Source organism: Pseudomonas sp. UBA5706 (genome assembly GCF_002419965.1).
In the GTDB taxonomy this organism is placed as follows: Bacteria; Pseudomonadota; Gammaproteobacteria; order Pseudomonadales; family Pseudomonadaceae; genus Aquipseudomonas.
Genome location: NZ_DIHC01000015.1, coordinates 29,504 through 56,407, shown reverse-complemented (window position 1 = coordinate 56,407; position 26,904 = coordinate 29,504). Strand labels below are relative to the sequence as shown.

Genomic DNA, 26,904 nt, shown 5'->3' with positions numbered 1-26,904 from the left:
CGTATGGCAGTCTGCCTGTAGCAGTCCGCTTGCCAACGGCCAGAGCGTTGAAAATCACCAGCACCAAGCGCAGGGGCTGGCCACCGGTTATCACTGCCTGACAAGCCCCCCTTCAATGCCCCGTAACAGCTTGAAATACCTCCCCCGCCATGAACAAGGCGTTTTGCCTTTACACCGAATGCAAATCCTTCGCATTATTGCGCGGCTTTTTGTGGCGCTCGCCATCGTTCACACACTTCTTCGAAGCAGGATTCCGTCATGATTCGTACGCCCCTGGCTAGTGCCAGTCTGCTGGCCATCGCTATCGCCTTGGCTGGTTGTGACCAAGGCAAGGACAAGCCCGCCGCTACTGCCAATACCGCTCCGACTGCCGCCGTTGCAGCCCCGCCAGCGCCGATCAGCGATACCGCCGCCAAGGCTGTGGTCGCGAACTACGCCAATATCGTGTTCGCCGTATTCAGTGACGCCGAATCCACCGCGAAGACACTCGGCACCGCCATTGACGCCTTTCTCGCGGCACCCAGCGATCAAACCCTCAACGCCGCGCGCGATGCCTGGCTGGCCGCACGCATCCCGTACATGCAGAGCGAGGTGTTTCGCTTCGGCAATACCATCATCGATGACTGGGAAGGTCAGGTGAACGCCTGGCCGCTGGACGAGGGCCTGATCGACTATGTCGCCATGGACTACCAGCATGCGTTGGGCAACCCCGGCGCAACCGCTAACATCATCGCAAACACGTCGGTGCAGGTGGGCGAAGACACGGTCGATGTCAGCGAAATCACTCCCGAGAAACTGGCCAGCCTGAACGAGCTGGGTGGTTCCGAAGCTAACGTCGCTACCGGCTATCACGCTATCGAATTCCTGCTCTGGGGCCAGGACCTAAACGGCACCGGCACCGGCGCCGGCGAGCGTCCTGCCAGCGATTACCTTGAAGGCGCCGGCGCTACCGGCGGGCATAACGAGCGTCGTCGCACGTATCTAAAAGCCGTCACCGACCTGCTGGTCAGTGATCTGGAGGAGATGGTCGGCAACTGGAAACCGGGGGTCGCCGACAATTACCGAGCGACGCTGGAAGCAGAGTCGGGCGAAAGCGGCCTGCGTAAAATACTGTTCGGCATGGGCAGCCTGTCGCTGGGCGAACTGGCGGGCGAACGCATGAAGGTCGCGCTGGAAGCCAATTCCAGCGAAGACGAACACGACTGCTTCAGCGACAACACGCATAACTCACACTTCTACAACGGCCTGGGCATCCGCAACGTTTACCTGGGCCAATACACTCGCGTGGACGGCAGCAAGGTCAGCGGTCCAAGCCTGTCCTCGCTGGTCGCCAACGTTGACGCCGCCACCGACAGCACCCTGCGCGCCGATCTGGACGCCACTCAGGCCAGACTCCAGGTCATCGTCGATCACGCCAACAAGGGCGAACACTTCGACCAATTGATCGCCGCTGGCAACACCGCAGGCAATCAGGTCGTTCGCGATGCGATTGCCGCGCTGGTAAAACAGACCGCTGCCATCGAGCAAGCCGCAGCCAGGCTGGGCATCACCGATCTGAACCCGGACAACGCCGATCACGCGTTCTGATCGACGCTCCTGCTCCATCCCCTAAAAGCGTGGTCAGATGAGCTGCGAATAACAGCCAACCCGTATCCGGGCTGGCTGTTTTTGCCTGCGAACCAGGCTCGCCTGCCCTAGTAACCACGGGAGTTTCGAGGACCGATCCGTAAGTTCTGTAGGGAGTTTCCTGTTCACTGTTTGTCGGATTGAACGCCCCCAAGTGGCCGTCGATCATGCGCACTTCCTTGACCCCATCCCATCCAGGAGGAGACAGACAGTGCCCAAAGGAAACAAGAAACGACGCCGTGTCAGCAAGCACAAAGCCAACAATTACGGAATCCATCTGCTGGTCGGTATCAAGGGGCCGCGCGCCTGGAAAGTGACCATTTATCGCGATGGCAGGACCTTCAATAGACTCTTCTCATTCTCTCGTTATGGTGGACGAGAAGCAGCCCGCCAGGCCGCCGATGCCTGCCGCGATGAACTGATACTGACGCACCTGCCCAAGCTCAGCCGTGACGTTCGCCAACGCATCATCGCCACCAACACCAGCGGCTATCCCGGCGTGCATTATCGCTGTTACACCGGCATCGCGTATTGGGTGGCGCGCACCACGTTGCGCAACGGCAGCAGCGTGACCAAGTCGTTCAGAGTCGAATATTACGGCTATGAGCGGGCCAAGGAGTTGGCCATACGCGAGCGCGAGCGGCAGTTGGACAGCATCGGCGATTACCGATCATTCAAGGTGGTGGAAGGCGAACGCCGTTTGATGCAACTCATGGTGGAAAACCCGTCATTGGAAATTACCGGGATTTGAGCCCGCTCGCTGGTCAGGCACCCGCCTGCCAGCGAATTGGTTACAACACGTTTCGAGAGGCACTTACAAACGCAAATCCCTCTTATTCGTCAAAGACGGGGCTGTTAAGCTTGCTCGCCCCGATTTCCACCCCTATGCAGGATGTGTATGGCTGCGCGGTTCCGTCTTTGGTTCTCCCTGCTGATGGCTTGCGCCCTTGGCGGGTGCGACGACGCCCCGCGTTTCACCGCTGCGCAGCCTGGCGAATCACAATCGGCAGGTGCTGCGACCGTCAATCGCAGTGACCGTAATGCATTCTCCTCGCCCTCTGCCAATCTCTCGCCCACACGTCGTCTGGACTTCAGCGCGGGTAACAGTTTCTTCCGCAACCCATGGGTGATCGCCCCCTCCACCACCACCGCGCGCGATGGCCTCGGACCACTGTTCAACACCAATGCCTGTCAGAACTGCCACATCAAGGACGGTCGCGGCCACCCGCCCGAGCCCGGCGCTGAGAATGCGGTATCGATGCTGGTCCGGCTATCCATTCCCGATGACCCGGCTTACGCCGATCGCCTTCGAAAGCTGGGGCTGACCCCCGAGCCGGTGTACGGCATCCAGTTGCAGGACATGGCGATTCCCGGCATCACCCCGGAAGCCAAGGTGCGCGTCGAGTACGACTCGATGACCGTGCATTTCCGCGACGGCACACCGGCTCACCTGCGTCGCCCTACCCTGCGTATAACCCAGCTCGGCTACGGCCCGATACACCCCCAGGCCCGCACTTCGGCACGCATCGCCCCGCCAATGATCGGCCTGGGTCTGCTGGAGGCAATCCCGGAAGCGGCGATTCTGGCCAATGCCAATCCCGACAACCGCAATGGCACCGGTATCACCGGCACGCCGAACAGGGTCTGGGATGACGCACAGCAGAAACCGGTGCTCGGCCGGTTCGGTTGGAAAGCCTCGCAGCCCAGCATCCAGCAGCAGAACGTCCATGCGCTGGCCGGTGACATGGGCCTGACCACGACCCTGAGGCCCGCCGACGATTGCACCCCTTCACAAACCGCCTGCCTCCAGGCTCCCAGCGGCAAAGGGCCCAATGGCGAGCCTGAGGTCAGCGACAACATCCTGCGATTGATCACCTTCTACACCCGCAACCTAGGGGTCCCGGCGCGGCGCGATGTAGCCGACCCGCAGGTGCTGCAAGGCAAGAATCTGTTCTTCAAGGCCGGTTGCCAGCAGTGTCATACACCGCAATTTACTACCGCAACCGACGCCGCCGAGCCGGAGCTGGCGAACCAGGTGATTCGCCCTTACACCGACCTGCTGCTGCACGACATGGGCGAAGGACTGGCCGATAACCTCAGTGAGTTCCAGGCCAGCGGCCGACAGTGGCGCACCGCGCCTTTGTGGGGCATCGGGCTGACCGAAACCGTCAGCGGGCATACCCGGTTCCTGCACGACGGCCGCGCCCGCAACCTCATGGAAGCGGTGCTCTGGCACGGAGGGGAGGCATTGCCGGCACAACGTCAGGTGCTGGCTTTCGATGAGCAACAGCGCGCCGCCCTGCTCGCGTTCCTGAACTCCCTGTAAACATCATTTCTGAAACATAAGGAGCCGGACATGTTCCGTCCCACGCTGTTGTTCACCAGCCTCGCCGCGCTCGCCCTGGGTGCCTGTGCGCCTTCGGATCCGCAGGCGGTGACGTCTGCCGCCATTGCCAAACAAGTGATCCTGCCGACCTACAGCGGTTGGGTCGACGCTGACCGACAGCTGGCCGTCAGCGCGCTGGCCTTCTGCGAGGGCAAATCGGACCTGAACACCGCCCGCGCCGATTTTCTGCACGCGCAAAAAGCCTGGGCTCAGCTGCAGCCATTACTGATTGGTCCACTGGCAGAGGGCAACCGCGCATGGCAGGTCCAGTTCTGGCCTGACAAGAAGAATCTGGTTGGCCGTCAGGTCGAGCAACTGGTCACCGCCCAGCCGCAGATCGACGCTGAGGCGTTGGCCAAGTCCAGCGTCGTGGTGCAGGGCCTTTCGGCTTATGAATACATCCTGTTCGACGCCGGGATCGATATGGCCAGCGCTGAGCAGAAAGCCCGCTACTGCCCGTTGCTGACCGCCATCGGCAATCGCCAGAAGGCTCTGGCCGAAGAAATGCTCAACCGCTGGAACAGCACCGACGGCATGCTCGCGCAGCTCAGCAAATTTCCCAATCAACGCTACGCCGACTCCCACGAAGCCATCGCCGAACTGCTGCGCGCGCAGGTCACCGCACTGGACACCCTGAAGAAGAAACTCGGCACCCCGCTGGGCCGCCAGTCCAAGGGCGTGCCGCAGCCGTTCCAGGCCGAAACCTGGCGCAGCAATGCGTCCCTGAGCAGCTTGCAGGCCAGCCTGGAAAGTGCCGAAACGGTGTGGTCGGGTGTGGACAACAAGGGCTTGCGTGGGCTATTGCCCACTGAATACAAACCGCTGGCCGAAAGGATCGATGCCGCCTACGCCGAGAGTCGCAAACAGCTGGCCGCCCTGAAGCCGCCGTTGGCCGACCTGCTGGCCACTGAACAGGGTCGCGAGCAACTGAATGCGTTCTACGACAGCCTCAACGTGGTCCACCGCCTGCAGGAAGGCGAACTGGCCAGAGCACTGGGCATCCAGCTGGGCTTCAACGCCAACGATGGTGACTGATATGTTGCGACGTCAGGCTTTGGCGCTCGGCAGCCTCATTCTCAGCGCTTGCACCTTGGGCGGTTGGACGCTGTTCACGAACAAAAGCGCAGGTCCACTGCTGCTATCGGCCCGCGACGACAGTAACGGTCGGCACTACGCCGTGGGCTATCGCGTGGATGGCACTCGGGTGTTCGCCACCCAGGTCGCCCAGCGCTGCCACGACATCATCGATCACCCGCAACTGCCGATCGCCCTGTTCGTCGCCAGGCGGCCGGGCACCGAAAGTTACCTGATCGACCTGCGCGATGGGCGCTTGCTGCAAACCGTCAGTTCGTCACCCGACCGGCATTTCTACGGCCACGCTGTGATCCACAATAGCGGCAAATGGCTCTACGCTACTGAGAACGACATCACCGATCCGGGCCGCGGCGTGCTGGGTGTGTACCAATTCGTCGGCGAGCGTCTGCAGCGTGCGGGCGAGATTTCCACCCACGGTATCGGTCCGCATCAGGTGTCGTGGTTGCCGGATGGCGAAACGCTGGTGGTGGCCAACGGCGGCATTCGTACCGAGGCGGAGAGCCGCGTCGAAATGAACCTCGATGCCATGCAGCCGAGCCTGGTATTGATGCAGCGTGACGGCACGCTGTTGAGTAAGGAAAGCCTGTCGCAGCAGATGAACAGCGTGCGGCATATGGCAATTGCCAGCGACGGCACCATCGTGACCGGACAGCAGTTCATGGGACCGTCCCACGAGGCTGCCGAGCTGTTGGCGATCAAGCGACCGGGGCAGCCGTTTCAGGCGTTTCCGGTGGCCGAACAGCAACTGCAGGCCATGGCGCACTACACCGCCAGTGTCGCCGTGCATGACCCCTTGCGACTGGTGGCCTTAACCGCACCGCGCGGCAATCGTTTCTTCATTTGGGATCTGGACAGCGGCGCGCTGAAACTCGATGCCCCCCTGCCCGATTGCGCGGGCGTCGGTGCGGTCGCCGACGGTTTTGTCGTCACTTCGGGCCAAGGCCGCTGCCGTTTCTACGATTGTCGCCAGCGCACACTGGTCGCGCAGCCGCTGGACCTGCCGACAGGGTTGTGGGACAACCATCTGCATGTGGTCTGACGCGGGGGGTGGCTTGAGGGCGTCACGTTGATGCCCTGCGGACCTATCGCGGGCGAGCCCGCTCCTGCATCGTCTGCAACATTCCGCGTTCCGGCAGATCGGGTTGAACGCCTTAAAGGCAAACGCCCATCATCCGCGAATTCGCACCAAGGCCGCCAACTCGGTCCATCTGGCCCTGGCACGTTGCAACAAATGTAGGAGCGGGCTTGCCCCGCGATAGGCCCGCAGGGCATCACATAACGATCCCAAGCCACCCCAAAAAACCCCGAATCATCGGGGCCTTTCAATCGAAGGGTAACTTCAGCTCTGCGGCCCCGATCCCTGGGCTAGGCCAAACATAAACAGCAGAAGGTCGTGATCCGGGCGTACGGGCGAGACCACCTTCGCCACGCGCGGCAACGGACACCTTCCCTCACCGTGCACTGCGCTCAGAATCTGCGCCTTGGGCTGTTCCCAAGCCGCCATGGCAATGGATGCGACACCCAGTGCCCCGACTAAAAACAAACCTCGAGCGACTTCTAGCTTCATCGATCTAAACCTTTGATAGGGCTGCCAAACGCCGTCTCGTAAAAGTAGACGAGCTTGCTCCAGTCCGCTGATTGAAACGACGAGTGGCGGCGCAGTTGCTTCATGTCATGCTGAGCCGCGCCATAAGCAGTCAAACGTTGACGGCACTTTTCCAGATCCAGCAACGCCACTTCGGGTTTGGCATTGGCGCCTTCACCGACCACCCGCACGAAAACGTGCTTGATGTAGATGCAACTGTGTTGCCAGCGCCCCTTGTGCATACGCGCAAGGTTGATGGCCAGCTCCTTGAGCATCTGTTCGTAGACGGCCTCACCGTACTGTTCGCGGCCACCGGCTTTGAGCCAGTTTTCGAACTCGTCGAAGCCGTCCAGTGCTGCGGTCACCAGTAAGGCCCGCCACTGGTTGTTCTCGTCGCGCTCGGCGCCGCAAAACACGATGCGCGCAACGTTGACGTTGAGCTGGCGCAATCCTTCCAACGCGTCACGTTCGCGCAACACCGTCGGACGACCGAACGGGTGCAGCCAACTGCGATAGATGTGCCCGACCTGGCGTTTGACGTACAGCAGCCGGCCATTCTCCGACACGACACGCTGTACGCCGCTTTCACCACCACGACGGACATTGGGCTCTTCTACCCAATCGCCCTTGGTATTCCAGAAATAGGCAAAACGGTCCTTGGCGGGAACGGTCAATTCTGCTGCAAAATCCACGGCCATCCTGTTTCCTCTTACGTAATAGATACACACGCCACTTGGCGTACAAAGGCGGGAAGCCCGGGCGATCCCGGATGCAAATCCTGCCTTTTTGAATTCGTTTTCAACGGTGGCCACCGGTAAGCATAGAGCCGGTCAGCTACCCCTCCTTCCCGCAGGTACTTTCGGCACGCCTGCGTTTTTGGGCCTGAAGTTTGCGCCCACCAGAGCGAAACGATAACGCCAGCAGCGTCCAGGAACGGCCAGCGGCAGGGCAGTCCAGATCCCGTCACGGCTCGCCCGACAGTGTCAACAGGCGGGGGGGCCAGCTGTTTGTCGCGACGATCAGACCATCGTCAGGCCGTTACGTCCCTGTGTCTGCGTAAATATTTTCTGTCGTGCTCTTTATCATAGTTGCGAAAAAAAGAGCTAGATCCGTATACCCAAGGCCGCATCATCTGAAGGTGAGACAGCCAAAACTAAGCGGGCTGGCGTCATGCTCAGGTGATCGGGATGTGAAAAAAACATTCCACGTGCCGCACGGATGTTACGAAGTATTTCCAGACAATAGCGCAAGCATAGGGCTGGAAACCTTCGAATCGCAGCAACATTTACATAGCCTATACATTCAAACGCAACCGGGGTCAGCCTTTGGCGCCCGTCGTTTTCGGGAACTCGACGATGAAGCGGCAGCCGTTTGGCTCCATGGTGTCGAGGCTCACCGTCCAGCCCTGGTTCTCGCAGATGCGCTGAACCAGAGACAAGCCCAGGCCGAGACCTTCCCCACGCTTTTCATTGCCCCGCACGAAGGGCTGAAACATCGCTTCGCGTTTCTCTTCCGGAATGCCCACTCCGGAATCCTCAACGGTGAAGCCGTCGGGCAACAGGATAAGTCGAATGAACCCTTGATCGGTGTAGTGCAGCGCGTTGCGCAGCAGGTTGCCCATGACGGCATACAGGAACGTGGCGTTATACGAGGTTTCCGAAGCGCGGTCAGGGTAGTACTCCAAACGCAGACCCTTGGCTTCGATCGGCTCACGCCAGAGCGTCAGCAGCTGCTGGGCAGCGCCTTGCAGGGACAACTGTGGATTCATACCGGGGTCATCGCGCTGAGTGCGAGCCAGCATAAGAAAAGTCTGCACCAGGTCGCGCATTTCCTCACAGGCGCGCCCTACCCGTTCGACCTGCGCCCGCGCACGCTGATCCAGCGCCGGATTTTCCAATAGCAGCTCGCACGAGCTGGCAAGCACCATCAATGGGGTTCGCAGTTCGTGGCTGACGTCGCTGGTGAACATCCGCTCGCGTGTCAGTGCATCGCGCAGGCGCCCCAGCGTGGCGTCGAAGGCCACGGCCAGCTCACCTACCTCATCAGCGGCATAATCCGGCGCCAGCGGCGGTGCGAGGCCGAGCAACTGATCACGATGGCGCACCTGACGAGCCAGCCTGACCACCGGCGCCATCACCCGGCGCGCCAGCACCCAGCCCAGAACTACCGCCAGCGCCAGTGCCAGCACGAAGCCCACCAGCACGACCGCGAACAGCACACGTTCGCGCTCTTCGAAATCGCTTTGATCCTGCAATAGGACGTAATGCCGCCCGTCGACCACCTCGACCATCGCGTGGTAGGACAACGGCCCCCGGAACACTTCGTGAAAGCCGGGCTCCAGATGGCGTAAATCCTTGGGCAGTTCGAAATCGCCCGGCCCGCCGCTGAAATAAAACAGCTGGTCAGGCTCAGGGCGATGGCTCCAGTCCTCGACGCTGTCCATCAGCAGCAGGCGCGTCAGGTCACCGCCCAAGCCGGCGGAAATCAGTTTCTCTTCGACCAGATGGACAGTTGCGACGATACCCATGGCGAAAGACCCGGCTACCAACGCGCTCATCAAGGCAAAGGCGATGATGATCCGCTGGGCGAGGCTTTGCTTAAACTCCATCGCGGCCCTCGGCCAAGCGATAGCCGACGCCATGCACCGTCTGCAGCAACGGTTTGGCGAACGGTTTGTCGATCACCTGGCGCAGTTGGTGGACATGACTGCGCAGGCTGTCGCTGTCCGGGCAGTCGTCGCCCCAAAGGGCCTCTTCCAGGACTTCCCGGCGAAGCACATGAGGGCTTTTGCGCATCAGCACCGCCAGTAGTTTCAGGCCGACCGGGTTGAGCTTGAGCATGCGCCCTTCGCGGGTCACTTCCAGGGTGTCAAGATCGTAAATCAGGTCGGCGACCTGCAAAGCGTGCAGACCGCCGCCCTGGCTGCGGCGCAGTACCGCTTCAATGCGCGCGGCCAGCTCCGACAGCGCGAACGGCTTGAGCAGGTAATCGTCGGCGCCGGAGCGGAAACCCTGCAAGCGGTCGTCGAGCTGGTCACGCGCAGTGAGCATGATCACCGGCGTGTCGCGGCGCGCATCTTCACGCAAGCGTTTGCATAGGGTGTAGCCGTCGATGCCTGGCAGCATGATGTCCAGCACGATCAAGTCGTAATGCTCGGTCGCCGCCAGGTGCAACCCGGACAGCCCATCCTGCGCGCAGTCCACGGTGTAGCCTTTCAGGCCCAGATAATCGGCAAGGTTAGCCAGGATATCGCGGTTGTCTTCGACCAGCAGAATTCTCATGGGTAACTGTCTCCTAATGCGTTTGTCGGCGTAACCCGGGGTATGAAATACCCACTCGACAGGTCAGAGGTGGCGGCAGCTTAAGGCCATGCGCGTCCAAGGGCCAGCGTCGTTGTACATAACGTTTTTTTCACTCTCGGTTCACAGCGGGGCGACAGCGGGCGCCCCAGACTGTCGCATACGTTCGATCCCCTCCTACGCTCCGCTTGCACTATAGGATTCACCATGTCCGAGATCTTCGAACGGCCCGCCTCGCGCCCGATCAACCTATGGGTTTATCTCGGGATCCCGGCGTTGACGGCCCTCGTTTTGTTGCTGCTGGAACTGACCACCCTGGACATGAGCATTGCGAGAATAGCTTACGACCCTGCGGCAGGTCAGTTCGTGGGCAGGCACAGCTATTTCCTGGAAAACGTACTCCACGACCGCGCCAAACAGGTGGTGATCGCATTAGGCGTGCTGTCGTTTGCAGGCTTCGTTGCTGCATTCGTCGTCGAGCGGCTTAAACCCTGGAGGCGCGAACTGGGATGCCTGGTGTTGTCGATGGCGCTGTCGACCAGTTTCGTCACGCCGGTCAAGGCGGTGACGGCGGTTCAGTGTCCGTGGAGCCTGACTGAGTTCGGTGGTCAGCAAACCTACAGCGAACTGCTCAGTCCGCGCCCACCTACCGATAAACCGGGCCGCTGCTGGCCGGGCGGGCATGCGGCAACGGGTTTTACGCTGTTTGCGTTGTTTTTCGTCTTCCGTGACCGCCGCCCGCGCCTTGCCAAGGCGGGACTGATCTTCGCGTTCGGATTGGGCACCGTGTTTTCTGTAGGGCGCATGTTGCAGGGCGCACACTTCTTCTCGCACAACATCTGGACGGCGGTGTTTTGCTGGTGGATTTGCCTCGGGGCTTATTACGCCGTGCTTTATAGACCGGAGGGTAAGCAAGACAGAGTCGTTGCGGGGCAGCCGGTTTCCGGATGAGCGCAAGGTGCACTTCGGCCCTCCTTTTACAGCGAGCCCGTTTCGTCGCTGCTTGTGTGGGTCTATTCGTTTTCCGTGATGGATCGGCTAGCGGTTGCACGCTTACAGCGCGTCACCTTTTTTCGGAAAAGTAACCAAGGGCTTTCCAGGTAACTCGCTGCGGGCGAAACAGTCCGCGGGGCCGAGCCTTCATCAGTTAATCAGCGCCAGCCCAAAAAACGCATATAACGACCACCCCACCACTAATACCCAAAAAACACTCATAAAAAAACCCCGCCGAGGCGGGGTTCTTTATGCATCAGCGCAAGGCTGGCTTACATCATGCCGCCCATACCACCCATGCCGCCCATGTCTGGCATACCGCCACCGCCAGCTGGAGCATCTTCTTTGATCTCAGCGATCATCGCCTCGGTGGTGATCATCAGACTGGCAATCGACGACGCAGCCTGCAGCGCAGAGCGAGTCACTTTAGCCGGGTCCAGAATACCCATCTCGATCATGTCGCCGTACTCGCCGGTAGCAGCGTTGTAACCGAAGTTACCCGAACCCTGCTTGACCTTATCGACCACAACGCTTGGTTCGTCGCCCGAGTTGGCAACGATCTGACGCAAAGGTGCTTCAACGGCACGACGCAGCAGTGCGATACCGACGTTCTGATCGGCGTTGTCGCCTTTCAGTTCAGAGATAGCCTGCAGCGAGCGAACCAGCGCCACGCCGCCGCCAGGTACCACGCCTTCTTCAACGGCTGCGCGGGTTGCGTGCAGGGCGTCTTCAACGCGGGCTTTCTTCTCTTTCATTTCAACTTCGGAACCGGCACCGACCTTGATTACCGCAACGCCGCCGGACAGCTTGGCCAGGCGCTCTTGCAGCTTCTCTTTGTCGTAATCCGACGAAGTGTCACCGATCTGCTGGCGGATCTGGGCGATACGACCGTCGATATCGGTTTTAACGCCAGCACCGTCGATGATGGTGGTGTTTTCTTTGTTCAGCACGACGCGCTTGGCATTACCCAGGTGTTCCAGGGTTGTGCTTTCCAGGCTCAGACCGATCTCTTCGGAGATAACGGTACCGCCAGTCAGGACAGCGATGTCCTGCAGCATGGCCTTGCGACGGTCGCCGAAGCCAGGAGCCTTGACGGCCGCGACTTTAACGATGCCACGCATGTTGTTCACGACCAGAGTCGCCAGGGCTTCGCCTTCAACGTCTTCAGCAACGATCAGCAGCGGACGACCGGCTTTGGCAACGGCTTCCAGCACTGGCAACATTTCGCGGATGTTTGAGATCTTCTTGTCAACCAGCAGCAGCAGAGGGCTGTCCAGTTCGGCAACCATGGTGTCTGGCTTGTTGATGAAGTATGGAGACAGGTAGCCGCGGTCGAACTGCATGCCTTCAACGACCGACAGTTCGTTTTCCAGACCCGAACCTTCTTCAACGGTGATGACACCGTCCTTGGTCACTTTTTCCATGGCTTCGGCAATGATGTCGCCGATGGAGCTATCGGAGTTGGCCGAAATGGTACCGACCTGAGCGATGGCCTTGGTGTCGGTGCAAGGTTTGGACAGCGTTTTGAGCTGAGCCACGATGGCGATGGTCGCCTTGTCGATGCCGCGCTTAAGGTCCATCGGGTTCATGCCGGCAGCGACGGCTTTCAGGCCTTCGTTGACGATGGCCTGCGCCAGAACGGTAGCAGTGGTAGTACCGTCACCCGCGTCGTCGTTGGCACGAGAGGCAACGTCTTTGACCAGCTGCGCACCCATGTTTTCGAAACGGTCTTTCAATTCGATTTCTTTGGCAACCGATACACCGTCTTTGGTGATCAGAGGAGCGCCGAAGCTTTTCTCGATGATGACGTTGCGGCCTTTCGGGCCCAGTGTCGCTTTTACTGCATCAGCCAGGACGTTCACACCGGCAAGCATTTTCTTACGGCCAACGTCACCGAATTTAACTTCTTTAGCAGCCATGATCGATATTCCTTAAATACTTTGTAGTAACGGGAAAATGAGAGGTATCAACTCAGCCTTCGACGACCGCGAGAATTTCGTTCTCGCTCATCACCAGCAGGTCTTCGCCGTCTACTTTCACAGTGTTGCTGCCGGAGTAAGGGCCGAACACCACTTTGTCACCCACTTTGACGGCCAGCGCACGTACTTCACCGTTGTCCAGGATGCGACCGGTACCCACGGCGATGATTTCGCCACGGTTCGGTTTCTCGGCAGCCGAACCTGGCAGCACGATACCGCCAGCAGTCTTGGTTTCTTCTTCGCTGCGACGGATTACGACGCGGTCATGCAGAGGACGAAGCTTCATTGTCGATCTCCTAATTATGGTTTTTGAACGCCCGGTGTTGGCACCGGCCGGTTAACATCCCGGGCTTGCCGGTTACGGTTCGCGAGCGAACCGCAGAATACGGTCTGGCGAAAAGCGCCAGAAACCTTGCGGTGACCCATACATAAGGGCGAGCAAGCTGATTACAAGGCTCGGCGAAGAATTTTTTTATACAGGGTGAGGTCGCGAAAACGTACACGGCACCCTGGGGTGCCGTGCCGGACGTGGAGCGCAATCACTTTTTATCGACAGGCTCGAACTCGCCCTCGATAACTTCCCCCTCGATCACGTCGGGGCGCCGGGCGCCGTGACGCGCTGCACCGGGATGGGCCGCCCCTGCCGAACGTAAATCATCGGCAAAGGCTCGCTGGCGACTGGCTGCCGCTTCGGCGCGCTGGCGCACCTTGCTAACGAGCACCCGGCGAGTAAACGGCATCAGGCAGATCAATCCAAGCACGTCACTGATAAAGCCGGGCAATACTAGCAAACCGCCGCCGACTGTCATCATCAGCCCGTCCATCATCTGCTGCGCGGGCAACTCGCCTCGCGCCAGACTCGCACGGGCACTGATAGCGGTCGCAAGCCCTGCGACCCGCACGACAAAGATTCCTAGCATGGAGCCGGCGACAACCAACAGGAAGGTCGGCAAAAAGCCGATTGCCATCCCGACTTTCACCAGCACGAACAGCTCGAGCACCGGAAAAAGCAATAAAAGCAGTAGAAAAGCACGCATCAATTAGTGTCCTCAACGGAAGAAGGCTTCCAGTAGACATTAGGTGAAGTCGCAAAGTCGTTAATTCAAGCTTCGGATGCCTGAGCGGCGGGCCATTTTTCGGCGTGAGCCAGTTGGACCAAGGCCTGGCGGACTTGTGTCGGCGTATTACAAGGCTCGGCGAAGGCCAGCCAGTGCAGGCTTTGCCCGATACGCAGGTGCATGCCTTCACTGTCGATGCCAACCAAAACCGCAGGCTCGGTCTTCGGCAGTCCGGCCAGTTCGACGTAATGACCGATGGCCCTGACGTGATCTGCGTTCATGTGCTCGACCATGCTGGTTTCAACTGCACCGGCAAACGGATTAGCCAATGCTACGTCGTCCAGCCAGTGGATCGCGCCGAAGCCACCTATGTAACGGTAGCGCACCGGCGCCAGCACCCAGAAGTCGAAATCGTGAGCACTGTGGTAGCTCGCCGACTCAGGGAAGTAGCGGTAATAACGTTGTGCCGCGGCTTCGATCGCAGCGATGTCAGTGACCTTCTCCGCCTCGGCCATCACCGTCACACGGCCCACCGACTGCACGTCTTCGGCTTCGCGTTCGCCGACGATCATCGAGCACTTGGGATCGAGTTGCAGGTTGTGGGTGTGCTGGGCGATACGGCTGATCAGGATCAACGGGCGGCCTTGCTCGTCCAGGCAATACGGCACCACGGAGCCAAACGGATAACCGGGCATCGACTTGGAGTGGGTCGACAGTACGCCGCGGTACTCCTTGAGCAGCAGTGCTCGGGCTTGCCGGTTGGCGATGGCGCTCATGAAATGACTCCTGAACAGATAAAATCGGGCTAATGCGAGAGGCGAAGCGGATTTGAGGCCACACGATAATGGTTATCGCGCAAGCGTGCCAGATTGAGGAGTCGTGACGATTTTGCGAAGATTTAGCGTAAAAACCGGGGAGCTGAGCGCAAACCCGCTAGGAGTCGGCTTGCCTGGCAGCAGCCGCTGGTCCGCCACCGCCAGCAAGCCATGCCGCTTAGAGACGAGCGATAATTCTCGTCTCTGTACTTAGCTATATAAAGAAGAGCTTACCAAGCCACGCCGAAACCAGCGGTATAGCGCGTTTTGTCCAGGTCGCCGTTGCTGGAGCCGCTGATGACGTCTTTCTCAGCCTTCACATTGAGCGAGGCCCACTCGGTGACCTTGTAACGCAGACCGATTTCGGTATCGAGGCTGTAATCGGCCACGCCGCTAAGCGGTTTGCCCAATTCGCCGTTAGTGAAGAACTCAACCTTCTTGCCAATCAGGAAGCGGTTGTAATCCCACGTGCCGGAGACGGAATAGAAGTGATCCTTTTCGTCGTTGGAGTATTCGAAGTCCGTGCGGTTGAGCAATGCGCCGACCTTGAAGGCACCCAATTCATCGTCCCAGAACTGGTAACCCGGACCGGTACCTACCGTGCGCTGACGATCCAGGTCTTCGATGGTGTCACGCTTGTAGGTCAGACGGCCGTCCCAAAACCACTTATCCGTGAGGAAACGGTCGACCGAGTACTCGACGCTCCAGTTGTTGGTGGTGGTCAGGTCGTCCTGCGATTCGCGGTTGTACTCGCCCTTGGCGTTATGTCGCCACTGCCCGTGGGTCGCTGTGGTCTTGAAAGCGATGTTGTAGTCGTCGGTATCGTTCTCTGCGCGCTGGAAGTCCAGGGCAGCGTCGATATTACCTTTCCAGACCAGATCAGTGACCACCGGCTTGGGCTTCATGATCTGCTGAATGCTGGCAAGCTCAACGGTCTTGGGTGCATCACCATTGGCCAGAGTGACCTTGCCATCACCGGCGGCCTGCAACGACTTGGAAATTTCGCCGGTGTGCGCATCCTCTTTGACCAACAGGTGCTGATCGCTTTCCAGCGTCTTGACTTCTTTCCAATCCAGCGGAATATCGCCCGCATATTTGGTATTGAGCAGCAGCTTGCCGCCGTCGAAGACCTTGATGGTCCCCGTCAGCTTGTCACCGTTTTTCAACCAGACGGTATCAGCGAGCAAAGGAGTGGAAGCACTAGTGATGGCGAGGCACAACAGGGTTCTGGACAACATAAGCGACGACAGGGCTCTGATTGGCGGTGAATCGGGCATTATCCGGCAGGACAACGTCAAGGCAATCCAGGGACCGCCGGCACAGGAATCACTGACCGTAGGAAATCTCCCTAGTTCCGCAGCGAAATTCGTGCAGGCCCTTTATACAGGAACGAATGCGTGACTGAACACACTTGCATCACCCACGACCCGGCGGGTTTGTCACCTGCCCAAGCACGGCTTACGGCGCTTTATCTGACCTTGCACCAGGTGCCCGAAGGCAAGGTGGTCAGCTACGGTCAGTTGGCAGAACTGGCCGGTCTGGGAAGAGCGGCACGTTTCGTCGGTCGGGCCCTGAGCCAGCTGCCGGATGGCAGCAGCTTGCCCTGGCACCGGGTTCTCGGTGCAGGCGGAAAGCTCAGCCTGGCTGCCGGAACGGTATCCGGCGAGGAACAGCGCGCGCGTTTACGAGCCGAAGGCGTGACCATCCGTAATAATCGTGTGGATATGCAGCGTCATGGCTGGCGTCCGACAGAGCACAACGGTTAGAGTGCGCGCTTTGTCCACGTAATCTGAGGCAGATTCCAGCCCATGCCCCGCAAAACCTGGCGCGCCGCGCTCGCCGCATATGCCAGCCCCTCTACATTCGTGCTGTTGTTGCTCGGCTTCGCTGCGGGCATGCCCTACATGCTGGTGTTCTCCACCCTCTCGGTCTGGCTTCGTGAAGCCGGTGTCGCGCGTGAAACCATCGGTTACGCCAGCCTGATCGGTCTGGCGTACGCGTTTAAATGGGTCTGGTCGCCGCTGCTGGACCAATGGCGTCTGCCTCTGCTCGGCAAGCTGGGACGGCGTCGCTCCTGGCTGGTGCTGTCGCAATCGCTGGTGACAGTGGGCCTGATCGGCATGGGTTTCTGCGATCCACAACAGCATCTGTCCTGGCTGATCGCGATTGCCGTGTTGGTAGCGTTCTCCTCGGCGACTCAAGATATCGCCATCGACGCCTACCGTCTGGAGATCGCTTCCGAAAGCCAGCAAGCCACTCTGGCCGCCAGCTACATGGCGGGCTATCGCGTCGCCGCTCTGCTGGCCACCGCAGGCGCGCTGTATTTCGCCGAGGGCTTCGGCTCGACCGGCTTCGCCTACAAACACTCCGCATGGACCGGCACCTACGTGCTGTTCGGCCTGCTGATGCTGCCTGCACTGGTGACCACGCTGATCATGCGCGAACCCGCCGTGCCGCTGCGCACCCAACTTTCCGCAGCGCGCTACGGCTTCGCCCATCAACTGGCATCGGTGTTCGTGCTGATCATCCTGCTGGTGTCGGTTCCGGCGATGTTCACCCAACTGTACAACACCGATTTCGCCAGCGTGCTGTTTCAGGGCACCACCTGGAAAAGCCTGTTGATGGAAGACCGCGCCTTCCTGCGCGCGATTCTGTATACCCTGCTCACTGCGGCCTGCCTGTCGTCCATAGGACGACGCGGTTTGGCGCCGGTGCTGACCCCGATCAACGATTTCATTCTGCGGTATCGCTGGCAGGCATTCCTGTTGCTGGGCCTGATCGCCACCTACCGCATGTCTGACACGGTCATGGGTGTGATGGCGAACGTGTTCTACATCGATCAGGGCTTCACTAAGGACCAGATCGCCAGTGTCAGCAAAATTTTCGGCCTGGTCATGACCTTGCTGGGCGCCGCGTTCGGCGGCTTGGCGATCGTACGCTTCGGCATACTGCCGATCCTGTTCATCGGCGGTGCTACGTCAGCGGCGACCAACCTGCTGTTCCTGATGCTGGCCGATATGGGTCCGAACCTGAAGATGCTGATCCTCACGATCTCGCTGGACAACTTCAGCTCGGGCCTTGCGACGTCGGCGTTCGTGGCCTACCTGTCGAGCCTGACCAACCTCAAGTTTTCGGCTACGCAGTACGCGCTGCTCAGTTCGATCATGCTGCTGTTGCCCCGCCTGATAGGCGGATACTCAGGGGTGATGGTCGAGAAACTTGGCTATCACAACTTCTTCCTGGCAACGGCCGTGATGGGTGTGCCAACCCTGTTCATGATCGCCCTGCATTGGGCGCAGGAGTTGCGCAAGGCAACGCCGCATGGGGATGCGAAGCCTGCCGAGGCAGCGGTGACCGAAAGGCCGTGATTGCGCGCTGACCTGTTTTTGATTCTGGGCCGCAGCGCGTGGGAGTCTGGCTTGCCAGCGATCTGCCGCGCAGCGGCAGCGAAATCAGCAAATGCTATGTGTCAGGTAAACCGCGTGCTCAGGTTTTACTGCCGCTGCGCGCCATATCGCTGGCAAGCCGAGCTCCTACGGCCTTTGGCCAGAATCAAAAGCGTCGCGCCTGGCCGCAACCATGTGGGCAGCGTTCTACGTCGCTTCTGCCCGCAGGGCGTAGGCGTCTGGCTTGCCAGCGATCTGCGCGCAGCGGCAGCGGAATCGGTAAATGCGGTGGGTCAGGCAAACCGCCCGTTCAGGGTTTACTGCCGCTACGCGCCAGATCGCTGGCAAGCCGAGCTCCTACGGCCTTTGGCCAAAATCAAAAGCGTCGTGCCTGGCCGCAACCATGTGGGCAGCGTTCTACGTCGCTTCTGCCCGCAGGGCGTAGGAGTCTGGCTTGCCAGCGATCTGCCGCGCAGCGGCAGCGAAATCAGCAAATGCGATGTGTCAGGTAAACCGCGTGCTCAGGTTTTACTGCCGCTGCGCGGCAGATCGTCGGCAAGCGGAGCTCCTACGGCCTTTGGCCAAAATCAAAAGCGTCGTGCCTGGCCGCAACCATGTGGGCAGCGTTCCCAAAAGACGCAAACAAAAAGCCTCGATCTCTCACGAGTCGAGGCTTTTGTCGTTTCAAGGCGACGCTTAACGTACAGGCGATGCTTGCTGCTGTTCCTGCACCACACGAACCACCCGTTGCGGGAATGGGATATCGATGTTGGCGGCACGCAGGCGATCGCGGATCTCGGCATTGAAGCGGTTGGAGACGTCACCAAAGTCGCCGGTCTTGGTCCATACGCGCAATGACACTGTAATCGAGCTGTCGCCCAGCGCGGCAACCACGGCCTGCGGTGCTGGATCCTGCAGCACACGTGGGTCGTCTGCCATTTCCTTCAGTACACCCAGTGCCTGCTTGAGGTCTGCGTCGTAGTCGATGCCGACGTCGAAGGTAATCTTGCGGGTCGGCTGTCGGTTGGTGTTGGTGATGATGCCGTTGGACAGATTGCCGTTGGGCAGAATCACGGTCTTGTTGTCCCCGGTGCGCAGCACGGTATGGAAAATCTGAATGCTGTCCACGGTGCCGGACACACCCTGCGCTTCGATCCAGTCACCGATACGAAATGGACGAAACAGCAGGATCAACACCCCCCCTGCAAAGTTGGCCAGGCTGCCTTGCAAGGCCAGACCGATGGCCAAACCCGCCGCGCCGATGGCCGCGACAAAAGAGGTGGTCTCCACGCCAATCATCGATGCGACGCTGACGATCAGCAGAATCTTCAGAATGATGTTGGCCAGACTGCTGATGAAGCCCTGCAGCGCCAGATCCACGTGACGCAACGCCAGCAGCGCGCCGACTTTGGACGTCAGCTTGTTGATCAGCCACCACCCCACCAACAATACCGTAACGGCCAGCAACACGCGGCTGCCGTACTGCAAGACCATCGGAATCCAGGCTTGGGAAGCCTTGACCAGATGATCCACCTGGCCGTTCAAATCCAGATCCATTGAATGCTCCTTAGGGTCGCGAAATGAAAGACGGAAACGATGGCGCCCCAAGACGCCTTCGTTTCAACGGGACCTGCACTCGGACGCGCACAAACCCTTCAGGTTCCCCGTTCAGGCACCGAATGCGGACACAAATGCATCATCGAAGGGCGCGGACAAAGCGCAGCGTTGATCAGTCGCGAAAGTTGTTGAACTGCAGCGGCATGCCGAATTCATGACCACGCAGTGCCGCAATGGCTTCCTGCAGGTCGTCACGTTTCTTGCCGGTCACACGTACCTGCTCGCCTTGAATGGAGGCCTGAACCTTAAGCTTGGCCTCCTTGATATGGGCAACGATTTTCTTCGCCAGCTCCTTGTCGATGCCTTCCTTGAGCGTGGCCTCCTGCTTCATCAGCTTGCCCGAAGCGTAGGCCTCCTTGACTTCCAGGCACTGCACATCGATCTTGCGCTTGACCAGGGCCAGCTTGAGGATTTCGACCATTGCTTCAAGCTGAAAATCGGCTTCGGCGGTCAAGTTGACAGTGAGGTCCTTGAACTCGAAGCTGCCTTTGCCTTTGAGGTCGTAGCGACGGTCCAGCTCCTTGATCGCATTGTCGACGGCATTCGTGACTTCGTGTTTATCCAGTTCGGACACTACGTCGAACGAGGGCATGTAAATTCTCCAATTGATACGGCGCAGCTCGACATGTAGATGCAGCACGCCTGACTTGACGGTATGAAAGCCCGGTCATTATAACGAGACTTTTCCTCTGTTCATGTGAGCCTGCGATGTCGTTTTCGTTTTCCTTTTCTTCACGGCTCGACGACCTGCGGCGTCATGCTCTGTGACGTCCACCCTTTGGCATGTACTCGGCGCAGGCAGTCTCGGCAGCCTGTGGGCTGCAAGGCTGGCGCGCGCCGGGTTGCCGGTGCGGCTGATTCTTCGCGATGAAACGCGCTTGCAAGCCTACAACGCCAAAGGCGGGCTGACGCTGGGCGAGCAAGGCCTGCGGCGCACGTTCGATATTTCGGCACAGACCGGCAGCGATCCGCTGCCCATCGAGCGGCTGCTGGTCGCCTGCAAGGCCTACGACGCCGAGCGTGCAGTCGCAGGGATCGCTTCACGCCTGGCACCCGGTGCCGACGTGCTCCTGCTACAGAATGGCTTGGGCAGTCAGCAGGCCGTTGCCGCCCTGCTGTCGCACGCACGCTGCACGTTCATCTCCAGTACCGAAGGAGCGTACCGGGATGATGACTTCAGCGTGGTCCTGGCGGGCAAAGGGGATAACTGGCTCGGCGACGTTCAGCAGCGCCCTGCCCCGGTGTGGCTTAATGAGCTCGCAGCAGCCGGTATCCCGCACCAATGGACCCCGACTATCCTCGAGCGCTTGTGGCGCAAGCTGGCACTGAACTGCGCAATCAACCCGCTGACCGTGTTGCATGCCTGCCGAAACGGCGAGTTGCAGGCCCACTCGCACGCAGTCACAGCGCTGTGCGACGAATTGGTGACCGTGCTCGATCGCTGCGGCCAGCCACAGGCTGCGCTGGGACTGCATGAAGAAGTGAAGCAGGTAATCGAGGCCACGGCGGCCAATTACTCGTCGATGTATCAAGACGTAGCCCAGGGTCGCAGAACCGAAATCAGTTATCTGCTGGGTTACCTTTGCGCCACGGCTGCGCGTCACGGCCTTCAGGCACCTCTCTTGAACCGACTCCGCCAGCAGTTGATCGAGTACCTTGAAGCCAAAGGGCTATCGAGCGACTAGATACACCGCTCTTGGATTCCCCGCCCTGCGCGCGTTTTACATCGCGGGTTTGCTCTGGACCGGAACAGCGCTAACCTGCTTGCTCCTCATCTGCCAGTGACCCGTCCAATGCCATTGCGCCAGCGCCTCGAAAACCTGCCGGTGGGCCAGAAACTGCTGGCCGCCTTGCTGGTCCTGCTGACCACCGTCTTGCTGGTCGCCAATCTGACCTTTATCAGCGCCGCCTACTACATCTCCCAGGAAGCCATGGCGCCCCAAGCCTTACAAACGATTGGCCGCCTGATCAGCAACCCGGGGCTGTCCGAACAGGCGCTCTCATCACCGTACAATGCTCAGGCGCTGCTCAAGGAGCTGAAAAATTACGGCCCGTTGCGCGCTGCTGCCGTTTACGAAAGCAACGGTAACCGGCTGGCGCAGGTGCAGCAGGGTGACAAACTGCGGCTGCCCGACCACTACCGCAATCTGGAAAGCTGGCGGATTACCGAGTTTCGCAATACCCAGGTGGTTCCGATCCCCAGACCGGGCCAGGCGCCAGGGCATTTGTTGCTGGTGGCGAGCAGCGAGTTGCCGACTGCGTTTTACACCGGCACGCTGACGGCAAGCCTGGGCATCCTGATTTTCAGCGTATTGCTGTGGGCAGGCGTGGCGCGGCAAATACGCAGGTTCATTACCGAGCCGATTTACCAGTTGGAGGACTTGTCACGTCGCGTCACACGTGAAGAGAATTACGCCCTGCGTGCCAGCCCTGGCAATCAGGATGAAATCGGCTCCCTGGCTGAGGCGTTCAACACCATGCTTTCGCGCATGGAGGCCCGCGAACAGCAGCTCAAGCGCGCCCGCGATGATTCCCAGGAGGCATATGACCAGGCTCAGGGATTGGCTGAAGAAACCCGCCACACCAACCGCAAGCTGGAGCTGGAGGTACAGGTCCGTAGCAAGATCGAGAAAAAACTCACCGGCTTTCAGAATTACCTGAACAGCATCATCGATTCCATGCCGTCAGCGCTGATCGCGCTCGATGAACAGCTATACGTCACGCAATGGAACCAGGAGGCTGGCGCGCTCTCAGGCACGCCGCTCGATGAGGCGCTCAATCAGCCGATCTTTTTGGCCTTCCCGCCGATGAAGGCGTTTTTGCCGCAGATCAAGCAGACCGTTGAACGCCACGGGGTGACCAAGATCGAGCGCGTGACTTGGGTCAAGGGCGAGCTGACCCGCCACTTCGCACTGACGTTCTACCCACTGACCGGGGGCGCCGGGCGTGGCGTGGTCATCCGCATCGACGACATCACTCAACGGTTGTCTCTGGAAGACATGATGGTGCAGTCCGAAAAGATGCTTTCGGTGGGCGGGCTGGCGGCCGGCATGGCCCATGAGATCAACAACCCGCTGGGCGCGATCATGCATAACGTGCAGAACATCCGGCGCCGCCTGTCCCCTGAACTGCCGAAGAACCTGGAGCAGGCGCAAGAGGAAGGCATCGAACTGAGTGCAGTGAACCAGTACCTCTGCGCCCGGGAAGTACCGCAATTGCTCGACGGCATTCAACAGGCCGGCGCTCGCGCGGCGAAGATCGTCAGCCACATGCTCAGTTTCAGTCGGCGCAGCAATCGGCAGATGGCACCGTGCGATCTGGCGCTGCTCATCGAGCAAGCCGTTGAGATCGCCAGCAATGACTTCGACCTGACCATCGGTTTCGACTTCAAAGGCCAGAACATCATTCGCCAGTTCGATCCCAAGCTCGGCCCGGTCCCAGGCACCGCCAACGAACTGGAGCAGGTGCTGCTCAACCTGCTGAAAAACGCAGCGCAGGCGATTCACCAGCGCGAGAACGACGCCGAGCCCGGGCGTATCATCCTGCGCACTCGATTGAGCCCGCCGTGGGCGGAAATCCAGGTCGAGGATAACGGCATCGGCATGTCCGAAGCCGTGCGCAAGCGCACCTTCGAGCCGTTCTTCACGACCAAGGAGATTGGTCAGGGCACCGGGCTGGGACTCTCGGTGTCGTACTTCATCATCACCAACAATCACAAGGGCCAGATGGAGGTGCACTCCACCCTTGGCCAAGGCACCTGTTTCACGTTGCGGCTGCCGCTGGCAGGCAACCCCATTAACGTGCCGCCCCCTCAGATCATTGGTCAGAACGACCGGGAGTAGAACCATGGGATTTCGCTTGTCGAAGATTTACACGCGCACCGGCGACAAGGGCGAAACCGGCTTGGGTGACGGCCGCCGAGTGCCCAAGGATCATCCGCGGATCGAGGCCATCGGCGAGGTCGATACGTTGAACAGCCAGCTTGGGTTGCTGCTAGCGGGCCTCGAGGAATGGGTGGAGGCGACGCCTGCACTGCAGGAGATCATCGAGGTGCTTGCGCCCTGTCAGCACCGATTATTTGACCTGGGTGGCGAACTGGCGATGCCGGAATATCAGGCACTGGATGCGCAGGAAATAGGACGGCTGGAAGCAGCCATCGACATCTGGAACGAGGAAGTGGGGCCACTGGAGAATTTCATTCTGCCGGGCGGCTCTGCGCTGATCGCCCAGGCCCACGTCTGTCGAAGCCTTGCACGCAGCGCCGAGCGCCGCTGTCAGCACCTGAACGCCAGCGAGCCGTTGGCCGGAGTTGGCTTGGCGTATATCAATCGTCTGTCGGATCTATTGTTCGTCGCCGCCAGGATCATCGCGCGTAGACAGGGCGTTGCGGAGATTCTGTGGGTGCCGGCGAAGAAGCCGGACTGAGCGCAAGCGTCCTGCAGGTGCCCGCTTGCCTGCGGTCATGGGGCCGGGTCAGATACGCATTCGGTGAGTGCCCCCCCCTTCGCCGGCAAGCGCGCTTCTACAAATCAGACGCCACCTACACGTGCGGCCAAAACGCCCGAATCCCCGCTACACCCTGCGCGCCACTCTCCCAGGCACGTTGACGCTCGGCCGGCCCCACCCCGCCAAGTAGATAAACGGGCTTGCTGAACCCGTCGATCAATTCGCGCGCCAACTCCCAGCCCAGAGCCTGTGTGTCGGGATGAGACTGAGTCGGTTGAACAGGCGACAGGGTGACGAAGTCCACACCCATCTGCTCGGCCAGGACCAACTCTTCTGCGTTATGACAAGAGGCGGCCAGCCAGCGGTCCTGCGGAAATGGACGGCCCTTGCTGGCGTATTTGCGCAATTGGGCGCCGGTCAAGTGCCAACCGGCGGCAGGAAAGTCCCCTAGCCACTCCAAAGGCCCTTTGAGCATCAACTGTGCCTTGCCAGCGCAAAGCCCCACCGCATCCACTGCAACGTCGCGGTATTTAGGGTCGTAACCGTTAGGCGCACGCAATTGAACCAGCTTGATACCACCTGCGATCGCCTTCTGGATGCCCTGCAGCAAGTGAGGGGTTTCCAGCGCATCGGGGGTAATCAGGTATTCGCCTGGCAAACGGGCAGCGGCCACGATTGGCCGATTCGCCGCGGGGAATTCGTATTCGGCCAACTCGCGGTTGGAGACCCAAGCCAACGGCTGGCCTTCTGCGCCGTGTGGCTCGCCGCTAAACGACGAGACTTCCCAGACATCCAGCAACACCTGTTTATCCGGGTAGTCATGGTTAATCTTGATCAGCGGGCGCGCGGCCGTCACCGCGATGCCCAGCTCCTCCTTCAGCTCGCGAGACAGGGCCGCTTCGACGGTTTCGCCTGATTCGACCTTGCCACCGGGAAATTCCCACAAGCCGCCCTGATGCTGCTGATCGGCGCGCCGGGCAATGAGAACCTTGCCGTCAGTACCACGAATGACTGCGGCGGCTACATGGATTCGTTTCACGTTCGACTTTCCTCTATGACAGCCTGCCGCAACGCAATTGCGCATCCAGGCGAACCTTGCAGCATCCCGGCATGCCGGGGGCAATCTCAAAGACGCCACCGTGGCCAGACCGGTTGCTGCAAGCGGTTGCCGTGGTCAGCAATGAGTAGCGCTCAAACCACGGCAAGCACTTCGATCAGGTGCGGTATTCCGCGTTGATCTTCACGTACTCGTGGGACAGATCGGTAGTCCAGATGGTTTCGCTGCAATCGCCGCGGCCCAACTCGATACGGATGGTGATTTCTTCTTCGGCCATCACGGCCGAGCCCTGTTCTTCGGTGTAGGTGGTGGCGCGGGCGCCCTTGCTGGCAATGCACACGCCGCTCAGGAACACGTCAATCTTGCTCACGTCCAGATCCGGCACGCCCGCGCGGCCTACCGCAGCGAGGATACGGCCCCAGTTCGGATCGGAAGCGAACAGCGCTGTCTTGATCAGCGGCGAGTGGGCGACGGTGTAGCCGACATCCAGGCACTCTTGATGATTGCCACCGCCATTGACTTCAACCGTCACGAACTTGGTCGCGCCTTCGCCATCACGCACGATGGCCTGGGCAACGTCCATGCAGACGGCGAACACGGCTTTTTTCAGCGCTTCGAACAGCGGGCCCTTGGCTTCGGTCACCTCAGGCAGTTTCGCCTGGCCGGTGGCGACCAGCATGCAGCAATCGTTGGTCGAGGTGTCGCCATCGATGGTGATGCGGTTGAACGACTTATTGGCGCCGTCGCGAATCAGGTCCTGCAGCACGCTCTGTGACACCTTGGCGTCGGTGGCAATGTACCCGAGCATGGTCGCCATATTCGGACGGATCATGCCCGCGCCTTTGCTGATGCCGGTGACGGTGACGGTGACGCCGTCGATCTGGAACTGGCGGCTGGCGCCCTTGGGCAGGGTGTCAGTGGTCATGATACCGGTGGCCGCTGCCGCCCAGTTATCCACAGAAAGATCATCCAGCGCGGCTTGCAACGCGCCTTCGATCTTTTCCACAGGCAACGGCTCGCCGATCACGCCCGTGGAGAAAGGCAGCACGGCGCTAGCCTCGACGCCAGTGATCTCGGCCAGTCTGGCGCAGGTGCGCTCGGCCGCGACCAGCCCCGGCTCGCCGGTGCCCGCGTTGGCGTTACCCGTGTTGGTCAACAAATAACGCACGGTGCCCTGCACGCGTTGCTTGGCCAAAATCACGGGCGCTGCGCAAAACGCATTCAACGTAAACACGCCCGCGACGCTGGAGCCTTCGGCGCAGCGCATGACCACGACGTCTTTGCGCCCAGGGCGCTTGATGCCGGCAGAGGCGATGCCCAGTTCGAAACCGGGGACTGGGTGCAGCGTCGGCAGAGGACCAAGACCAACAGCCATGAAATGCGCTCCTTGAAAACGTTCATGCCGTGCACCCGGGTGACCGGTACGGCGCAATCGATTGAAAAACGCCGCGACGGCGGGGCCGGTCGCGGCGTTGTATTAATGACTCTTTCGATCCCACGCGCTGTGAAAACGTAACGAGCATAGGCAAGACAAGGCAAAAACAGGCGAGGAGCGATCGGGG

24 protein-coding genes are annotated in these 26,904 nt (G+C 60.1%); 11 read left to right on the top strand and 13 right to left on the bottom strand.

What is annotated here, in order from left to right:
• The first annotated feature begins 258 nt into the window (after positions 1-258).
• The 5 genes from B3I26_RS07510 (at position 259) to B3I26_RS07490 (ending at position 6,146) form a co-directional block, all read left to right on the top strand.
• Complete coding sequence (locus B3I26_RS07510; RefSeq protein WP_296256613.1) at positions 259-1,587, top strand: imelysin family protein; 1,329 nt, start codon at positions 259-261, stop codon at positions 1,585-1,587.
• A gap of 250 nt (positions 1,588-1,837) precedes the next feature.
• Entirely contained in the window at positions 1,838-2,377 is a 540-nt protein-coding gene (locus B3I26_RS07505) for an AP2/ERF family transcription factor (protein ID WP_296256612.1), read from the top strand.
• 147 nt (positions 2,378-2,524) lie between these two features.
• Positions 2,525-3,952 (top strand): di-heme oxidoredictase family protein, encoded by a 1,428-nt coding sequence (locus B3I26_RS07500; RefSeq protein ID WP_296256610.1) that lies wholly within the window; start codon positions 2,525-2,527, stop codon positions 3,950-3,952.
• A 30-nt stretch (positions 3,953-3,982) separates the two neighbouring features.
• A complete protein-coding gene (locus B3I26_RS07495; protein ID WP_296256608.1) occupies positions 3,983-5,047 on the top strand; it encodes an imelysin family protein in 1,065 nt (354 codons plus the stop codon).
• A 1-nt stretch (position 5,048) separates the two neighbouring features.
• Complete coding sequence (locus B3I26_RS07490; RefSeq protein WP_296256607.1) at positions 5,049-6,146, top strand: DUF1513 domain-containing protein; 1,098 nt, start codon at positions 5,049-5,051, stop codon at positions 6,144-6,146.
• Between the two features lie 300 nt (positions 6,147-6,446).
• Here B3I26_RS07490 and B3I26_RS07485 read toward each other — a convergent pair whose 3' ends face one another.
• The 4 genes from B3I26_RS07485 to colR all read right to left on the bottom strand — a co-directional run bounded on the left by B3I26_RS07485 (position 6,447) and on the right by colR (position 9,973).
• On the bottom strand, positions 6,447-6,674 hold the full coding sequence (locus B3I26_RS07485; protein WP_296256605.1) for a hypothetical protein: 228 nt from the start codon (positions 6,672-6,674) through the stop codon (positions 6,447-6,449).
• Positions 6,671-7,390 carry a lipopolysaccharide kinase InaA family protein gene (locus B3I26_RS07480; RefSeq protein WP_296256603.1) on the bottom strand — a complete coding sequence of 240 codons (720 nt, stop codon included), beginning with the start codon at positions 7,388-7,390 and terminating at the stop codon, positions 6,671-6,673. Before B3I26_RS07480 ends, B3I26_RS07485 begins: the two co-directional genes overlap by 4 nt.
• Positions 7,391-8,010: 620 nt before the next feature.
• Positions 8,011-9,300: a sensor histidine kinase gene (locus B3I26_RS07475; protein WP_296256601.1), complete on the bottom strand. Its 1,290-nt coding sequence runs from the start codon at positions 9,298-9,300 to the stop codon at positions 8,011-8,013.
• Positions 9,290-9,973, bottom strand: a complete 684-nt coding sequence (gene colR / locus B3I26_RS07470; RefSeq protein ID WP_296256599.1) for a two-component system response regulator ColR — start codon at positions 9,971-9,973, stop codon at positions 9,290-9,292. The genes B3I26_RS07475 and colR overlap by 11 nt, the downstream gene beginning before the upstream one ends.
• Before the next feature lie 225 nt (positions 9,974-10,198).
• Here colR and B3I26_RS07465 point away from each other — a divergent pair, with 225 nt between their 5' ends.
• The gene (locus B3I26_RS07465) at positions 10,199-10,942 is read left to right on the top strand and encodes a phosphatase PAP2 family protein (RefSeq protein WP_296256597.1); all 744 of its coding nucleotides are present in this window, start codon (positions 10,199-10,201) and stop codon (positions 10,940-10,942) included.
• Between the two features lie 314 nt (positions 10,943-11,256).
• Here B3I26_RS07465 and groL read toward each other — a convergent pair whose 3' ends face one another.
• From groL to B3I26_RS07440, 5 genes are all read right to left on the bottom strand, one after another.
• A complete protein-coding gene (gene groL, locus B3I26_RS07460) occupies positions 11,257-12,903 on the bottom strand; it encodes a chaperonin GroEL (RefSeq protein ID WP_296256595.1) in 1,647 nt (548 codons plus the stop codon).
• A 52-nt stretch (positions 12,904-12,955) separates the two neighbouring features.
• Positions 12,956-13,249: a co-chaperone GroES gene (locus tag B3I26_RS07455; RefSeq protein ID WP_296179801.1), complete on the bottom strand. Its 294-nt coding sequence runs from the start codon at positions 13,247-13,249 to the stop codon at positions 12,956-12,958.
• Positions 13,250-13,502: 253 nt separating this feature from the next.
• On the bottom strand, positions 13,503-14,000 hold the full coding sequence (locus B3I26_RS07450) for an FxsA family protein (protein WP_296256594.1): 498 nt from the start codon (positions 13,998-14,000) through the stop codon (positions 13,503-13,505).
• A gap of 65 nt (positions 14,001-14,065) precedes the next feature.
• On the bottom strand, positions 14,066-14,797 hold the full coding sequence (locus tag B3I26_RS07445) for a HugZ family protein (protein ID WP_296256593.1): 732 nt from the start codon (positions 14,795-14,797) through the stop codon (positions 14,066-14,068).
• Positions 14,798-15,066: 269 nt separating this feature from the next.
• The gene (locus tag B3I26_RS07440) at positions 15,067-16,074 is read right to left on the bottom strand and encodes a DUF481 domain-containing protein (protein ID WP_296256592.1); all 1,008 of its coding nucleotides are present in this window, start codon (positions 16,072-16,074) and stop codon (positions 15,067-15,069) included.
• 159 nt (positions 16,075-16,233) lie between these two features.
• On the opposite strand from B3I26_RS07440, the gene B3I26_RS07435 reads away from it, so the two are divergent.
• Both B3I26_RS07435 and B3I26_RS07430 read left to right on the top strand, forming a co-directional pair.
• Positions 16,234-16,602 carry an MGMT family protein gene (locus tag B3I26_RS07435; RefSeq protein WP_296256590.1) on the top strand — a complete coding sequence of 123 codons (369 nt, stop codon included), beginning with the start codon at positions 16,234-16,236 and terminating at the stop codon, positions 16,600-16,602.
• 42 nt (positions 16,603-16,644) lie between these two features.
• Positions 16,645-18,204, top strand: a complete 1,560-nt coding sequence (locus B3I26_RS07430; RefSeq protein WP_296256588.1) for an AmpG family muropeptide MFS transporter — start codon at positions 16,645-16,647, stop codon at positions 18,202-18,204.
• Between the two features lie 714 nt (positions 18,205-18,918).
• Here the strand turns inward: B3I26_RS07430 and B3I26_RS07425 are convergent.
• Positions 18,919-19,773 carry a mechanosensitive ion channel family protein gene (locus B3I26_RS07425; protein ID WP_296256818.1) on the bottom strand — a complete coding sequence of 285 codons (855 nt, stop codon included), beginning with the start codon at positions 19,771-19,773 and terminating at the stop codon, positions 18,919-18,921.
• Between the two features lie 178 nt (positions 19,774-19,951).
• A complete protein-coding gene (locus B3I26_RS07420; RefSeq protein ID WP_296256585.1) occupies positions 19,952-20,431 on the bottom strand; it encodes a YajQ family cyclic di-GMP-binding protein in 480 nt (159 codons plus the stop codon).
• Positions 20,432-20,603: 172 nt separating this feature from the next.
• On the opposite strand from B3I26_RS07420, the gene B3I26_RS07415 reads away from it, so the two are divergent.
• The 3 genes from B3I26_RS07415 (at position 20,604) to B3I26_RS07405 (ending at position 24,264) form a co-directional block, all read left to right on the top strand.
• Positions 20,604-21,524 (top strand): putative 2-dehydropantoate 2-reductase, encoded by a 921-nt coding sequence (locus B3I26_RS07415; RefSeq protein ID WP_296256583.1) that lies wholly within the window; start codon positions 20,604-20,606, stop codon positions 21,522-21,524.
• 108 nt (positions 21,525-21,632) lie between these two features.
• Positions 21,633-23,681 carry a sensor histidine kinase gene (locus tag B3I26_RS07410; RefSeq protein ID WP_296256581.1) on the top strand — a complete coding sequence of 683 codons (2,049 nt, stop codon included), beginning with the start codon at positions 21,633-21,635 and terminating at the stop codon, positions 23,679-23,681.
• A 4-nt stretch (positions 23,682-23,685) separates the two neighbouring features.
• Entirely contained in the window at positions 23,686-24,264 is a 579-nt protein-coding gene (locus B3I26_RS07405; RefSeq protein ID WP_296256579.1) for a cob(I)yrinic acid a,c-diamide adenosyltransferase, read from the top strand.
• A gap of 115 nt (positions 24,265-24,379) precedes the next feature.
• On the opposite strand, the gene B3I26_RS07400 is transcribed toward B3I26_RS07405, so the two are convergent.
• Positions 24,380-25,324, bottom strand: coding sequence for a Nudix family hydrolase (locus tag B3I26_RS07400; RefSeq protein ID WP_296256577.1), 945 nt, complete (start codon positions 25,322-25,324; stop codon positions 24,380-24,382).
• Positions 25,325-25,499: 175 nt separating this feature from the next.
• Positions 25,500-26,717 carry a bifunctional glutamate N-acetyltransferase/amino-acid acetyltransferase ArgJ gene (gene argJ / locus B3I26_RS07395; RefSeq protein ID WP_296256575.1) on the bottom strand — a complete coding sequence of 406 codons (1,218 nt, stop codon included), beginning with the start codon at positions 26,715-26,717 and terminating at the stop codon, positions 25,500-25,502.
• Positions 26,718-26,904: the final 187 nt, after the last annotated feature.

Coding starts and splice junctions, on each gene's coding strand:
- B3I26_RS07510 (WP_296256613.1), top strand. CDS start 259: ATGATTCGTACGCCCCTGGCTAGTGCCAGTCTGCTGGCCATCGCTATC.
- B3I26_RS07500 (WP_296256610.1), top strand. CDS start 2,525: ATGGCTGCGCGGTTCCGTCTTTGGTTCTCCCTGCTGATGGCTTGCGCC.
- B3I26_RS07495 (WP_296256608.1), top strand. CDS start 3,983: ATGTTCCGTCCCACGCTGTTGTTCACCAGCCTCGCCGCGCTCGCCCTG.
- B3I26_RS07490 (WP_296256607.1), top strand. CDS start 5,049: ATGTTGCGACGTCAGGCTTTGGCGCTCGGCAGCCTCATTCTCAGCGCT.
- B3I26_RS07485 (WP_296256605.1), bottom strand. CDS start 6,674: ATGAAGCTAGAAGTCGCTCGAGGTTTGTTTTTAGTCGGGGCACTGGGT.
- B3I26_RS07480 (WP_296256603.1), bottom strand. CDS start 7,390: ATGGCCGTGGATTTTGCAGCAGAATTGACCGTTCCCGCCAAGGACCGT.
- B3I26_RS07475 (WP_296256601.1), bottom strand. CDS start 9,300: ATGGAGTTTAAGCAAAGCCTCGCCCAGCGGATCATCATCGCCTTTGCC.
- colR (WP_296256599.1), bottom strand. CDS start 9,973: ATGAGAATTCTGCTGGTCGAAGACAACCGCGATATCCTGGCTAACCTT.
- B3I26_RS07465 (WP_296256597.1), top strand. CDS start 10,199: ATGTCCGAGATCTTCGAACGGCCCGCCTCGCGCCCGATCAACCTATGG.
- groL (WP_296256595.1), bottom strand. CDS start 12,903: ATGGCTGCTAAAGAAGTTAAATTCGGTGACGTTGGCCGTAAGAAAATG.
- B3I26_RS07455 (WP_296179801.1), bottom strand. CDS start 13,249: ATGAAGCTTCGTCCTCTGCATGACCGCGTCGTAATCCGTCGCAGCGAA.
- B3I26_RS07450 (WP_296256594.1), bottom strand. CDS start 14,000: ATGCGTGCTTTTCTACTGCTTTTATTGCTTTTTCCGGTGCTCGAGCTG.
- B3I26_RS07445 (WP_296256593.1), bottom strand. CDS start 14,797: ATGAGCGCCATCGCCAACCGGCAAGCCCGAGCACTGCTGCTCAAGGAG.
- B3I26_RS07440 (WP_296256592.1), bottom strand. CDS start 16,074: ATGTTGTCCAGAACCCTGTTGTGCCTCGCCATCACTAGTGCTTCCACT.
- B3I26_RS07430 (WP_296256588.1), top strand. CDS start 16,645: ATGCCCCGCAAAACCTGGCGCGCCGCGCTCGCCGCATATGCCAGCCCC.
- B3I26_RS07420 (WP_296256585.1), bottom strand. CDS start 20,431: ATGCCCTCGTTCGACGTAGTGTCCGAACTGGATAAACACGAAGTCACG.
- B3I26_RS07410 (WP_296256581.1), top strand. CDS start 21,633: ATGCCATTGCGCCAGCGCCTCGAAAACCTGCCGGTGGGCCAGAAACTG.
- B3I26_RS07405 (WP_296256579.1), top strand. CDS start 23,686: ATGGGATTTCGCTTGTCGAAGATTTACACGCGCACCGGCGACAAGGGC.
- argJ (WP_296256575.1), bottom strand. CDS start 26,717: ATGGCTGTTGGTCTTGGTCCTCTGCCGACGCTGCACCCAGTCCCCGGT.